General features: G+C 67.9%; 12 protein-coding genes and 1 pseudogene. 7 read left to right on the top strand and 6 right to left on the bottom strand.

Annotated features, from left to right (window positions below; all coding sequences use genetic code 11):
* The first annotated feature begins 21 nt into the window (after positions 1–21).
* Positions 22–741: an SDR family NAD(P)-dependent oxidoreductase gene (locus tag ACHMXE_RS02170; RefSeq protein ID WP_395346557.1), complete on the top strand. Its 720-nt coding sequence runs from the start codon at positions 22–24 to the stop codon at positions 739–741.
* A 95-nt stretch (positions 742–836) separates the two neighbouring features.
* Positions 837–1,679: an IclR family transcriptional regulator gene (locus tag ACHMXE_RS02165; RefSeq protein ID WP_395346556.1), complete on the top strand. Its 843-nt coding sequence runs from the start codon at positions 837–839 to the stop codon at positions 1,677–1,679.
* A 12-nt stretch (positions 1,680–1,691) separates the two neighbouring features.
* Here ACHMXE_RS02165 and ACHMXE_RS02160 read toward each other — a convergent pair whose 3' ends face one another.
* Both ACHMXE_RS02160 and ACHMXE_RS02155 read right to left on the bottom strand, forming a co-directional pair.
* On the bottom strand, positions 1,692–2,903 hold the full coding sequence (locus ACHMXE_RS02160; protein ID WP_395346555.1) for an NAD(P)/FAD-dependent oxidoreductase: 1,212 nt from the start codon (positions 2,901–2,903) through the stop codon (positions 1,692–1,694).
* Complete coding sequence (locus ACHMXE_RS02155; protein ID WP_395346554.1) at positions 2,888–3,061, bottom strand: hypothetical protein; 174 nt, start codon at positions 3,059–3,061, stop codon at positions 2,888–2,890. Before ACHMXE_RS02155 ends, ACHMXE_RS02160 begins: the two co-directional genes overlap by 16 nt.
* Positions 3,062–3,373: 312 nt before the next feature.
* Between ACHMXE_RS02155 and ACHMXE_RS02150 the strand changes: the two genes are divergently transcribed.
* Together ACHMXE_RS02150 and ACHMXE_RS02145 are read left to right on the top strand one after the other, a co-directional pair.
* Entirely contained in the window at positions 3,374–5,368 is a 1,995-nt protein-coding gene (locus ACHMXE_RS02150) for a hypothetical protein (RefSeq protein WP_395346553.1), read from the top strand.
* Positions 5,369–5,390: 22 nt separating this feature from the next.
* The gene (locus ACHMXE_RS02145) at positions 5,391–5,813 is read left to right on the top strand and encodes a hypothetical protein (protein WP_395346552.1); all 423 of its coding nucleotides are present in this window, start codon (positions 5,391–5,393) and stop codon (positions 5,811–5,813) included.
* Between the two features lie 42 nt (positions 5,814–5,855).
* Here the strand turns inward: ACHMXE_RS02145 and ACHMXE_RS02140 are convergent, their stop codons facing one another.
* A complete protein-coding gene (locus ACHMXE_RS02140; RefSeq protein WP_203206950.1) occupies positions 5,856–6,965 on the bottom strand; it encodes a helix-turn-helix transcriptional regulator in 1,110 nt (369 codons plus the stop codon).
* A gap of 278 nt (positions 6,966–7,243) precedes the next feature.
* Here ACHMXE_RS02140 and ACHMXE_RS02135 point away from each other — a divergent pair, with 278 nt between their 5' ends.
* The gene (locus ACHMXE_RS02135) at positions 7,244–8,215 is read left to right on the top strand and encodes a response regulator transcription factor (protein WP_395346551.1); all 972 of its coding nucleotides are present in this window, start codon (positions 7,244–7,246) and stop codon (positions 8,213–8,215) included.
* A gap of 85 nt (positions 8,216–8,300) precedes the next feature.
* Here ACHMXE_RS02135 and ACHMXE_RS02130 read toward each other — a convergent pair whose 3' ends face one another.
* Genes ACHMXE_RS02130 through ACHMXE_RS02120 form a run of 3 tightly spaced genes read right to left on the bottom strand, consistent with a single transcriptional unit; the run spans position 8,301 to position 10,820 of the window.
* Complete coding sequence (locus ACHMXE_RS02130; RefSeq protein ID WP_203206951.1) at positions 8,301–8,990, bottom strand: GntR family transcriptional regulator; 690 nt, start codon at positions 8,988–8,990, stop codon at positions 8,301–8,303.
* A 49-nt stretch (positions 8,991–9,039) separates the two neighbouring features.
* Positions 9,040–9,819, bottom strand: coding sequence for a glutathione S-transferase family protein (locus ACHMXE_RS02125; protein ID WP_395346549.1), 780 nt, complete (start codon positions 9,817–9,819; stop codon positions 9,040–9,042).
* A 17-nt stretch (positions 9,820–9,836) separates the two neighbouring features.
* Complete coding sequence (locus tag ACHMXE_RS02120; protein ID WP_395346548.1) at positions 9,837–10,820, bottom strand: quinone oxidoreductase family protein; 984 nt, start codon at positions 10,818–10,820, stop codon at positions 9,837–9,839.
* Between the two features lie 125 nt (positions 10,821–10,945).
* Here ACHMXE_RS02120 and ACHMXE_RS02115 point away from each other — a divergent pair, with 125 nt between their 5' ends.
* Positions 10,946–11,989, top strand: a complete 1,044-nt coding sequence (locus ACHMXE_RS02115) for an ABC transporter substrate-binding protein (RefSeq protein WP_395346546.1) — start codon at positions 10,946–10,948, stop codon at positions 11,987–11,989.
* Positions 11,973–12,788 (top strand): annotated as a pseudogene (locus tag ACHMXE_RS02110) (ABC transporter permease); the annotation flags it as partial. The gene ACHMXE_RS02115 and the pseudogene ACHMXE_RS02110, both read left to right, overlap by 17 nt.
* Positions 12,789–13,060: the final 272 nt, after the last annotated feature.

The raw sequence follows: 13,060 nt of genomic DNA, 5'->3' as shown, positions 1-13,060 counted from the left end.
CGCAAAGGCAACTCCCTTTTCATGACTTACGAGGCAGCACTCTTCAAGGGCAAGCGGGCACTGGTGTCCGGTGCCACCCAGGGCATCGGCGCCGTGATCGCCAACCACCTGGCCGCGCTCGGCGCGCAGGTCACGGCCATCGGCCTGGGCAACGGCGACGGCACGCTCGATGCCGCGGTCGAGGTCCGGGAGGCCGACGTGACCTCGGACGCGAGCCTCGAGGCCGCGATCGGCGGCATCGAGCGCCTGGACATCGTCTTCAACTGCGCCGGCATCATCCAGCGCGGCGCGGAGCACGACCTCGCGGTGTTCGAGAAGGTGCTGGCCGTGAACCTCACCGGCACGATGCGCGTGTGCGGCATGACGCGCGAGCGCCTCAAGGCGAGCGGCGGCTGCATCGTCAACACGGCCTCGATGCTGAGCTTCTTCGGCGGCGGGCTGGTGCCCGGCTATGCCTCGAGCAAGGGCGGCGTGGCCCAGCTCACCAAATCGCTGGCGATCGCCTACGCGGCCGACGGCATCCGCGTGAACGCGATCGCGCCGGGCTGGATCGCGACGCCGCTGACGAAACCGCTGCAGGACGATCCCGCGCGCGCGGGCCCGATCCTCGCGCGCACGCCGCTGGGCCGCTGGGGCACGCCCGACGACGTGGCGCGCGCCGCGATGTTCCTCTGCACGCCGGCCGCGTCGTTCATGACCGGCGTGGTGCTGCCGGTCGACGGCGGCTACATGGTGAGCTGAGGGCGCGCCCGATGCGCGTGGACTGGATGGAGGGTATGGATAATGGCCCGGCCTTCGTTCCCGCCGGTGCCCGCACCGGCCTCGTCCCTTCGTCCATGCCCGCATCCCGGTCTTCCTCCGCCGCTCCCGCCTCTTCGACTTCTTCCGCGAACCAGGTCGCGGGCACCGCGTCGTTCTCCAAGTTCATGCACGTGCTGCAACTGGTGGCCGATGCGCAGGAGCCGGTCAACGTCGCGGCGCTGATGCGCGCGAGCGGCTATCCGCGGCCCACGGTGCATCGCATCGTGGCGGCGCTGATCGCCGAGCGCCTGCTGGTCGAGCACCCCCACAGCGCGACCCTGGGGCTGGGCCCGCGGCTGATCCAGCTCGCGAGCCGCAGCTGGGGCCGTTCGGAACTGCGGCTGGCGGCCGTCGACGAGCTCAAGCGGCTGCGCGACCTCACGGGCGAGACCGTGCACCTGGCCGTGCCCAACGACACGACCATGGTCTACATCGAGAAGCTCGAGAGCCCGAGCGCGGTGCGCATGGCCTCGCGCATCGGCACCAGCGTGTCCCTGCATGCCACCGCCGTCGGCAAGGCCTACATGGCGGCGCTCGACGATGGCGCGCTCAAGACGCTGGTCCAGCGCCTGCCGATGCCGCGCTACACGCCCAACACCACCGTCGATGCCACCGCGCTGCGCGCCGAGGTGAAGAAGACGCGCGAGCGCGGCTGGTCGGTCGACAACGAGGAGAACGAGGCCGGCATCTTCTGCTTCGGCGCGGTGATCCGCGGCGTGGGCGGCGTGCCGGTGGCGGCGATCAGCGTGAGCACGCTGGTGTTCCGCCAGAAGGAGGACCCGGCCCAGGCCTATGTGGCGCCGCTGCTCGAGGCCTGCCGCGTCATCTCCGAGCGCATCGCGCAGACGCCTTCGCTGTCGGGCAGCGACGTGCTCTGACGCACGCTCGGCTCAGGCCAGCGCCTTGAGCTGGAAGCCCGGCGCCCGCGCCTCTTCTTCGCTCAGCGCCACGCCCTTGGCCAGCAGCCGGCGGGCCAGCATGTGATCGCCCGCGCGGTTGAGCGTCTCGACCGCCGCGAGGCGTCCGTCGCGAAGGCACAGCACGGTGGCGGCCGACGAGGCCGCATCGCGCAGCACCACGTGCGCATCGTCGGCCGCGCGCAGCCCGGCGATCTGCAGCTTGAGCTCGCCCTGGTCGCTCCAGAACCACGGCACGGGGCCGTGCGCCACCGTCTTGCCCGCGAGCCGCGCCGCCACGCTGCGCGCCTGGTCGCCGGCGTTTTGCACCGACTCGAGCCGGATGTGGCGCCCGCTGACCGGATCGGGAAAGGCCGCCACGTCGCCGATGGCCGAGATCGCCGGATCGGAGCTCAGCAGCTGCGCATCGACGCGGATGCCGTTGTCGACCGCGAGCCCGGCCTGCGCCGCGAGCTGCGTGCGCGGCTCGGCGCCGATGCCGACCACCACGAGGTCGGCCGGCAGCGTCTCGCCGTCGGTGGTGCGCACTGCCGCGATCCGGCCTTCATGGCCTTCCAGCGCCGTCACGCCGCAGCCGAAGCGCAGCCGCGTGCCGCGGCCCTCGTGCGAGGCCGCCACGGCCTGCGCGCTGTGCGGCGAGGCGGCCCGCGCCAGCGCGCGATCGGCCACGTCGAGCACCGTCACCTCCAGACCGAGGGCACGCGCCACCGAAGCGAACTCGAGCCCGATGAAGCCCGCGCCGATCACCACCGCGCGCCGGCTGTCGGCGAGCCGCTCGCGCAGCCGGTCGGCATCGGCCAGCGTCTGCAGGCTCATCACGCCCTCGAGTTCCGCGCCCTCGACGCGCATGCGGCGCGGGCTCGATCCGGTGGCGATCACGAGATGGTCGTAGGCGATCGCCTGGCCCGACGTCAGCACCACGCGCTGCGCGGCGCGATCGATCAGCTCGACGCGGCCCTGCACGCGCTGCACGCGCTGTTCCTCGAAGAAGCGCTCGGGCCGGAAATGCAGGTCGCTCGCGCTCGCCTTCGCGAGCAGGTAGGCCTTCGACAGCGGCGGCCGCTGGTAGGGCAGGCTGGCCTCGTCGCCGACCAGCACGATGGCGCCCTCGAAACCTTCCTGGCGCAGCGAGGCGCAGCACTGGAAGCCCGCATGGCCCGCACCGACGATCACGACCTGCTGCATGGCGCACGCATCGGGGTGGAGAAGAAGAGGGCGCGCATGCGCGCCCATGCATCGCGGCGTTGCGTGGCGACCGGCTCCGGCGCGCGCGGCGCCTGGAGCGAGGGCCGGCCGCCGTCGGGCGCGTCGGTGTCGAGCTTGTAAGGGATCAGCCATTCCATCTGCGTGTCTCCTGCAGCGCGATGGTCGGGCCGCGGGGGCGGCTTGTCTGTCCCCGCTGTAGGGGACGGGTGCCCATGGTGATGATCTAGTTGATCTGAAGGATGCCAAGGAACCGGTCCCTCTCAATACTCCGCCGCAGAGCACCCGGAGGGGGTGCTTCAACAACGAGGAGCAGAAGATGGCGAATGGATTCCTGGGGACCAAGGTGGCGCTGGCTTGCGCCGTGCTGACGGGCATCGCGGCTTGCGGAGGTGGCGGGGGGTGGAGGAGGCGGAGCGATATTTCCTTTTGCCACGGGCCCGGCCCCGACGGTGCCCGATCCGGCCGGGCCGGGCGCGACCGATCAGGACCTGACGATCAAGGTCATGGAAGGCTCGATCCGCAACGCACAGGTGTTCCTCGACCGCAACAACAACGGCATGCTCGACGGTGGCGAGCCGAGTGGCCGCACCGATGCCTCGGGCAGCGTCACGCTCAAGGTTGCCTCCGATGACCTCGGCTCGGGCCCCGTGGTCGCCCTTGTCGGCATCGATGCCGTCGATACGCTGTTCGGCCCGGTCACCACCGCCTACATCCTGAAGGCTCCCGCCGATCGGCCGCAGCGCATCACCTCCTTCACCACGCTGATCCATCGCATGGTCGAGAACACGGGTGCCAGCTCGGACCAGGCGGAAGCGAATGTGCGTTCGCAGCTGGGCCTGCCCACGAACCTGTTCACGGACTACAGCGCGGACAACACGAGCGTCGCCGCCGCGGCGATGCTGGTGCGCTTTGCCCAACGCATCTCCGATGTCCTGGCGCCGGCCATCGACCAGCCGGCATTGACCGGCACCGCGATCACCGCGACCGATATCGCCAATGAGTCGCAGAACATGCTGCTCGACCGGCTCCTGCCGATCCGATCGAACCTCGACTCACGCTACGGGCGCGAGTCTTGTGCCACGGGAGCGAACTCGGAGCAGTGCAAGGCCAATATCGCGCACCTGGCCGACCTGTACGTGACGGACAGCAACGAGAACCAGCTCAGCGCGCTCAACATCGGCCCGGCCGTGAAGGCGACCAGGGAACTGACCGCCGCACCCAGCACGCTCGTGGAAGCTCCCGGGCCCGCGGGCAACCTGGAGTTTCTGACGTTGACGAACAGCACGAACTGGTCGCGGCGGCTGTTCCTGTCCACGGCGGAGGAGCTCACGCCCATCAATGGCAATGTCAGATTCAGGGAGCTTCGCAACAGCAGTGTCAACGGCACGATCGCGAGCTGGTCGTCCGGCGGTTCACCGGAACGCCAGAATGACCTCCACTGGAGCGGGAGCGCCTGGGTGACCTGCCCGTTCGGTTTCCAGAACACCAACACGGTGCGCGACGCCAGGTCGGTCCACATCGGAAACTACTGCGATGGCCTGAGCCTCAGCGTCAACAGGCGCATGTCGGTCGACATCAGCGGCCAGCCCTTGGCCGCTGTGTTCATGGGCGTGAAGGTCCACCCCTACAGCACGAATGGTCCCTATGGCCAGCGCTACTCGACCTGGGGTCCCAACATGGGCGCGGTGGAGATGCTGACGAGCCTGGCGCCGTACACCTTCCCCGAAGGATCGGTCATGTACTACCAGAACGCGGTGGACCTCGAGACCGCGCCGATCTACACGCCGACCGACGCCAACAAGGCCACCGTCTCCCTGGCCGAGGTCGCGGCGGGCGGCGACTCGAGGGCCAATCCGGCGGTCGCCTGCTCCGTGTCCACCGCGGCCTTCACGCCTGCCACCAGCCTCGAGGAGGTGATCTCGCGCAACCCCGGGAAGCCCTGTATCAACGCACCGGCCAACCTGGCGGGCACCACGTTCTCCAGCGGGCCTCGCAACGACGGATGGCAGGGCACGTCGCTGAGCCTCCTCACGCTGGGCGGTGCGCCCTTGGGTACCGCCGCGACCGCGACCGACTACTACACCACCAACACGCCGATTCGCGTGAGCTTCGCAGGGGGCAGCAGCACCGCCGTGACCTTCTACGAGTGCAAGCAACGTGCGATCAATGGCTCGGCCCGCAACTGCGACGTCGTGGGCGAGGGCAACTACACGATCACGCAACTTGGCGATGCACGCGTGATGCGCTTCAGCCGGGTACCGGGGCTGGCAACCTTCTCGGGATCCGAACGGGTGCTGGTCGAGCGCAGTGGCGCGGTCTACCTGGCGAACCAGTCCAAGCCGATCGCCCGCAAGCAGATCCGCATGAATCTGAAAGCGGCGAATGCGATCTTCAGCGCGTTCACCGATCTCGGATATGTCGGCCTGACGCAGCTCGCGCCTTGAGGCGGATAGGGAGATCGACAGCATGAGAACGTTGCAACACCTGCGTCGCTGGGCATTCGCGACGGCTGCGCTCGGCCTCTCCCTGCCGGCGGCGCTGGCCCAGCCGGCTGCGCCGGAATTTCCGGCGGAGGCCGTGGCACTGACGCCCGAGACGCTCAAGGCTCTCAACGGCAGGAAGTTCGTGGGCACGCGAATGGATGGCACGGGCTGGACGATGGACTTCGGCCCCGACGATTACTTCCGGCTGGCGTACCGGCGCGGCGGCACCGGTGCCGGGCCCGGCGGCGGCATCTTCGACGGCACGGTCCGGCTCGATGGCACGAAGCTCTGCCAGGACATGCGCAAGGCCCTGGAAAGCCGTTGCAACGAGGTGCGGCTGAAAGGCAACGAGCTGTTCTATCAGCGCGGATCCAACGGCGAGATCGTGGTCCTCACTGCACAGTGAGACTTGTCACGCAGGCCGGCGACACCGCGCGCGATCGTGCCGCTACTGCGTCACCAGGCGAATCAGGTCGGCCTGCCGACGCAGCCCGGTCTTGCCGAAGATGTTGCTCAAATGGGTACGAACCGTATGGACCGAGATCGCCTGATGCTCCGCAATGCCGCCGGGTGTCTCGCCGTCGGCCAGGGCATTCAGCAGTCGCGCCTCGGCGGCGGTCAGCTTGAATTGCATCGCGATCTGCGCGATGCGTCGCGACTGGTGGTCGTCGTGGCCCAGGTCGATGGTGAGAAGGGTCGCAGCGCGCGGCCAGGCCCAGCGGGCAGGGTTGTCGATGCCCAGTGGAACGAAGCGGGCCGTCGCGGAGATACGCAGGCTGTCGGTCCGCATCCGGAGCAGCGAATGCGTCTGAATCTGTCCCAACTGCGCGCGCGCCAGGGAGGCCGACACTTCCGCCGCTTCGAGCTGGCCCAGTCGCGCGAGCTTTCCCGACCGCGCATCGATCCATTCCCCTCGAGCCAACAGCGCCTGGCCGGCCGGATTCGCGTACAGGAGTTCGCCCGTCTGCGAGAGAACGAAGAGCGGCTGAGGATTCACGTCGACGAGCGCGGTCGAGATTCGTTCGGTTTCGAGGTTGCGGCGAAGCGACCAATGGGTGTGGAGGGCGAGTTGCAGGGGCGCATGCACCGATTCGAAGACACGCTTGTCCTGGTAGCTGAATTCCTCCAGCCCCGGACGGCGATACAGCCCGATCACCGTCATCGGCGCCACCGAGGGCGCCGATCCGTCATCCACGATCATTCCCAGCAGCCCCTTGACACCGGTGGGTGCGGCGTATTCGTGGAAATAGTCCATCCGTTCCAACTCGTCCCAATCGCACAGCTCCCTGCCGATGCCGCATTCGCCCGTGCGCACGCAGATCTCCCTGGACGCCGCACCGGCCATCCACGGATCGCGTGCCGACCAGTGTTCGATGTAGTCCGGCACGGTATGTCTGGGGAGGCCGACGTCGGAGAACAGCGACCACTTTCCCACGGGATCCCTTGGCGTGTGGATGCAAGCCGCGGTGGCGTCGAAGCGATCGCATAGCGCCGACAGGAAACTGCCCCAGTGCGACGAATCCGATGCCGCGCGCGACGCAGCGACCACTGCCTTCATCAAACCGGAATCCGAGCTACCCATAAACCCTCCGTGCAAATGTTCGACGCTGTCGGATGCGAGGAGGGGCGCGTGACGGTTGCGTCACCATCGAGCACACCGGGCAGCTTGCGCGAACGATAGGTGCCGATGGGGAAAAGAAAATGATGCAAATGCACTATTCACGAGATCTGCGAAGGTGAATCCGTCACTTGCTTGATGTTGGCCAAGAAGCTTCGTCGCCTGGACCACGGAAACATGTGGGGCCGACATCTGCTTGCCAATGGAAGACTCGACCCATGACCGCACTGGCACTGCACGACTTCAGCGATTTCCTGTTGCGGCTCTATCGGCTCGCTCACGAATCGTCGATCGAGACGTTTCAGGACGCAGCGCTCGGACTGGTCAAGTCACTCATAGCTTTCGACGCATCGATGTGGGGAACTGCCACGACCGAGCCCGACGGTATCGACGTCCGTACGCTGCATCTCCACCAGAAGACGCCCGAGATGATGCGGGAGTACGAGGAATTCAAGCATCTCGATTCCGCGGCGGCCAGCCTCTTCGGCAAGGGACAAGGCGCGCGAGGCTTCAATACTGGCAGTTGGTTCAGCGGCGCCAGGAACGCGCCTATTCGGGACTACCTTCAGCGCCACGATCAGAACAACATCTTCATCGCGATGGATAGCGCTCCGCGCTCGGATTTCATGCACTGGTTCTCGCTGTTCCGAGCCGATCAGGATGCGCACTGCCGCCCCGAGGAGGTGGAGTTGTTGGCCAGTCTCTCTCGGCACATGATGCAGGCGCTCGCGCTCAACCGCTTGATGCACCTCGACCGCACCCGTCCCTCATCCTCCAGGGGGTCGGCCATCGCCGACTTGCGAGGCGCGATGTACCACTGCGATGAGAGCTTTGCCGCACTGATGCGCGAGGAGTTCACGGGCTGGCCGCGCCGGGCACTGCCGTCATTCCTCCTCGGGCATTTCATGACGGGGCAGTCCGCGTATCTGGGCCGGCATGCCGTGGTCTCGGCTCGCATCGAGCAACGCCTGCTGTTCCTGAGCGTGCGCAAACGGTGCCGCGCGGACGACCTCACGCCGCGTGAGCGCACCGTCGCGGAGTTGCTGGCCCGCGGCGACAGCTACAAGGACATCGCTTCCTTGCTGGCGCGCTCGCCCGCGACCATTCGCAATCACATCCAGTCGATCTACGACAAGCTGCAGGTCAGCAATGTGGCTGGCCTGATGCAGGAATTGCGGCTCGCCGGCTGACGCGGGCACAGGACGGATTGGTTGGGGTCGCCCTTGCGCGATGGGCGTGGGCTTGCAACGACGGATGGCCGGCGACGGCACTGACTCAGAACTGAGCCGTGGGAGCCGGATGCTTTTTCGATGCGCCCTTGGCGACCGCATCGACATACACATTTCCACCGCTGGAGATGTGCATCGACATGGCGCGGTCGGCGCCGTCTTCGTCCCCATTCAGGATCGCCTGCACGATCGCTCGGTGTTCGACCATCGAGTTGCGCACCCGGTTGGGCCGGTCGAACAGCGAGCGCTGCGGATGCCGCATGCGCAGGCGCATGAGCCGCAACTGGCGCGCGAGCACCTCGTTGAGGCTGCCGTCGTAGACGGTCTCGTGGAACCAACGGTTGGCGCGCTCGTAGGCAACCGGGTCGTCCTGGGCCGCGGCCTCCTCGCAGGCGCGGATCGAGGCCTCGAGGTCCTTGCGCAGCGCCGCGGGCATGCGGCGCGCCGACAGGCGGGCGGCCAGGCCTTCCAGCTCGGTGAGCATCTCGAGCATCGCGACGTACTCCGTGAGCGAGAGCGTCGCGACCACGGCGCCGTGCCGCGGCACGATGTCGACCAGGCCAGCGGTCGCCAGCTGCTGCAGCGCTTCGCGCGCGGGCGTGCGCGAGACGTTGAAGCGCTCCATCAGTTCCTGTTCGTCGAGGCGGCAGCCGGCGTAGAGCTTGCCGGAAACGATCTCGTCCTCGAGGGCTTCGCGAATCTTGTCGCTGAGGTTGACGCGGGAAGTGGTGGCCATGTTGTGTCGCCCGGATGATAGTACGCGGGCCTGGTGCGTCGGTCTCGCTTCAGTGGCCGGCCGCGCTGGCGTGTTCGCGTTGCTGGAGCACCTCGCCGAAGGACTGCAGCCGCGCGGCCGCGAAGGCCGGTCGTTGCCGCACGGCCTCCCACCAGGCATGCACGCGCGGGCTGGCTGACGCATCGAGCGCCTCGGGTGCGATCTCGGCGATGCGGGCGATGAAGGGCACGGCGGCGATGTCGGCCAGTGAGTAGTGCTCGCCGATCAGCCAGGCCGAAGGTGCGAGCGAAGCCGAGCCGGCGAGCATGGCCTCCATCTTGTCGACGAGCAGCAGCAGCTTGCGCCGGGCCTCGGCCTTCTCCTCGTCGGAATAGGGCTGGCGCGCGATCCGGACCCAGGCTTCGCGCCGCTCGGCCGTGGGGATGCGGGCGATCTTCTGCTGCAGTTCCTCGTCGCTCCACTGCCGGGCCATCGGCTGCAGCATCAGGCTCCAGTTGAGGATCAGCAGGTTGGGCAGCGCTTTCTCGTCGGTCCAGCGCACGAAGTTGCGCAACTGGGCGAGCGCGTAGGGGTCGACGGGACGCAGGGGCGGCATGGGCTGGATGTCGTCGAGGAACTCGCAGATGGTCGAGCTCTCGTGAAGAAAGCGACCCGGTGCAATCTCCAGCGCGGGCACCACGCCGTTCGGGTTCATCGCGAGAAATGCGGGCGCGTGCTGCTCCTGCTTGCCGAGATCGACGGCAACGCTTTCATAGTCGATCTGCTTCTCGGCCAGGCACAGGCGCACGCGGCGCGAGGCGCTGGACAGCCAGGCATGAAAAAGTCGCATGGCGGTCGTCCTCTCCTTCAGGGAATGAGCACGGTCGCGCCGGTGGTGGCGCGGCCTTCGAGTTCGCGGTGGGCGCGCCGCACCTCGGCCAGCGCATAGCGGTGACCGACCTCCAGCCGCACCTGCCCCTCGGTCAGGGCGCCGAAAAAGGCCCGCGCCGCATCGCGCAGTTCCTGGGGATCGGCGATGAAGCTGCGCAGGGTCGGACGGCACACGCTCAGCGACTTCGCGTGGAGCAGCTGCAGGTCGAAGGCCTCGACGTCGCCCGAGGCGGTGCCGTAGCTGATCACGATGCCGCGCGGACGCGTGCACTGCAGCGAGGGCAGGAAGACGTCCTTGCCGACCGCGTCGTAGACCACGTCGACGCCCGCGCCACCGGTGAGCGCCAGGGTGCGTGCCGCGAAGTCTTCGCGGCGGTAGTCGATCGCATGGTGGCAGCCGTGCGAAAGCGCGACGCGCGCCTTCTCGGGCGAGCCCACGGTGCCGATCACGGTCGCGCCGAGCGCGCGCGCCCATTGCGACAGGATCACGCCCATGCCGCCGGCGGCCGCATGCACGAGCACGGTCTGGCCGGGTCGCACCACGTGCAGCCGTCGCAGCAGGTACTCGGCGGTGAGACCGCGCAGCAAGGTGGCGCCGGCCAGTTCCTGCGACACGGTGTCTGGCAGCGGCACCACGCGGTGCGCCGGGAGGTTGCGCGTCACCTGGTAGGCGCCGGCATGGACGTACGCCACCGCCTGCCCGCGCGCGAAACCCGTCACGCCCGCGCCGATCGCCTCGACCACGCCCGCGCCCTGAGCGCCCAGCGTGATCGGGAACGGGGTCGCCGCATGCGGGCCGTGCGAGCCGCGGCGTTGGTAGATGTCGGCGAAGTTCAGCCCGATGGCGCTCTGGCGGATCTGCAGCTCGCCCGCGGCGGGCGGGGGCACTTCAACCGTCGTGTCTGACAGGACCTCGGCATCGCCGTGGCGATGGATGTGGATGGCGACGCTTTGTGTCATAGGCCGTGATTAGACGGTCGTGATTGCCATCAATGGATTCATACAAATACCTAGTGTATTCATTGTTTGATGTTGTGCATACTTTGTTGGCCGACGCCGATCGGTCCCGATTCGAGGAGACATCCATGCAGTTGCGCAGACGAGAGTTCGGCCTCCTGGCCGCCGGTGCCCTGGCCGCCCCCTATGTCGTGCGAGCCCAGCCCATCAACCTGGCCGCGCTGCACGAGGCGGCGCGCAAGGAGGGCGAACTCACCTGGTACACGGTGCCGCAGACCTCCGAGGTGGCCGAAAAGATGGGGCGAACCTTCAGCACCCGCTATCCGGGCGTGAAGGTCAATGTCGTGCGTACCACCGCCCAGGTGGCGTTCCAGCGCCTGAACCAGGACTTGAAGGCCGGCACGCCCAACTGCGACGTGTTCACCTCCACCGATCTCGCGCACTACGTCGACCTCAAGGGCCGCAACCTGCTGCTGAAGTACCTGCCGGCTGCGGTCGCGCGGCAGGACAAGCGGGTGCAGAACATGGATCCGGATGCGTACTTCCACGCTTCCAGCTGTTTCATGATGGGACTGATCTACAACACGCAGAAGGTGCAGGCCGCGGCCGCGCCCAAGAGCTGGAACGACCTGCTCGATGCGAAGTGGAGCGGTGCCGCGCTGGTGGCGCACCCGGCCTACAGCGGCGCGGCAGGTGCCTGGTGCATCGAGATGCGCAAACTCTTCGGCGAGGGCTGGTTCGCCAAGCTCGCGGCCGCCAAGGCGCACGTGAGCCGCTCCACCATCGATGCGGTGACCACCGTGATCTCCGGCGAGGCGTCGATCTCGGCCGGCCCGATGAGCTTGGCCGCGCGCTCGGCCTCGCGCGGCAACCCCGTGGCCACGCTGGCGCCGAAAGAGGGCCCGGTGCTGATCCTTTCGCCGTCGGCGATCATGGCCAACACCCGGCGGCCGAACGCCTCGCGGCTGTTCATGGAATGGCTGCTCGGCAGCGAGGACACGGAGCGCATCTCGGTCGAGGAATTCAGCGTGCCGCTGCGCGCCAATGCCAAGCCTGCGCCCGGCGTGCTCGGCCTGAGCGACGCGAGCCCGCTGCTGGCGCCCACGCCGCCGCAGATGGTGGCGCAGATTCCCAAGGTGATCGAGCTCTGGCGGGATGCCTTCGGTGTCTAAGGCCGCCGTTCTCGCGCTGCCGGTGGCGCGCCGCACGCCGCATCGCCTGGGCGACCCGGCGATCTGGTTCTTCGCCGTGCTGATCGCGGTACTGTTGCTGCTGGTGGCCAACCCGATCCTGCGGCTGGTGTGGGACAGCTTCCATACCGCCGAGGGCCAATGGTCGCTGCAGAGCTACGCCCAGGCACTCGGCCGCAGCCGCAACCTGCAGGCGCTGCTCAATTCACTCTATCTCGGCGCGGCGGTCACCGCGCTGGCGTTGCTGCTGGGCGTGCCGCTGGCGCTCGCGGTCTCGCGCACCAACATGCCGGGCCGGGGCTTCACGCACCTGAGCGTGCTCGCGGCCTTCGTGATGCCCAACTTCCTCGGCGCCATCGCCTGGATCCTGCTCGCGGGCCCGAACGCGGGTTGGCTGAACCGACTGGTGGTCGAGCTCCTGGGCACCGCCAAGGGACCGTTCAACATCTTCAGCTTCTGGGGCCTGGCCTTCGTCATCGCGCTGTACACCTACCCGCTGATCTACGTGTTCACGAAGTCGGCGCTCGACCTGGTGTCGACCGAGCTCGAGGATGCGGCATCGATCCATGGCGCCGGCAAGTTCCAGACCATGGCGCGGGTGACGCTGCCGCTGGTGCTGCCCTCGATCGTGGGCGCGGCGATCCTGATCTTCCTCGAGGCGATTGCGCTCTACGGAACGCCGGCGCTGATCGCCATCCCCGCGCGCATCAACCTCGCGACGACGCAGATCGTCTCGTTCTTCCAGTATCCGCTGCAGGTCGAGCGCGCGGCGGCCTTCTCGATGCCGATCCTGCTGTTGACCATCGTGCTGCTGATGCTGCAGCGCAGGCTGCTCGCGCGCCGCGGCTACGTGTCGGTGTCGGGCAAGGGCGGCGAGCGCAGGCCCTTCGACATCGGCTTGTGGAAGTGGCTGCTGCTGGGCTATTCGGTGCTGGTCGCGCTGCTCACGGTGATCCTGCCGCTGGCCATCCTGATCCTGGCGTCGCTGTCCAAGGCCTGGGGCCGCGGGCTGTCGCTGGACAACCTGACGCTGGCGAACTTCCACAGCATCTT

Origin of the sequence: Variovorax sp. UC122_21 (assembly GCF_044056785.1) — a bacterium.
Classification (GTDB): domain Bacteria; phylum Pseudomonadota; class Gammaproteobacteria; order Burkholderiales; family Burkholderiaceae_C; genus Variovorax.
This window is presented reverse-complemented; position numbering and strand designations above follow the sequence as displayed.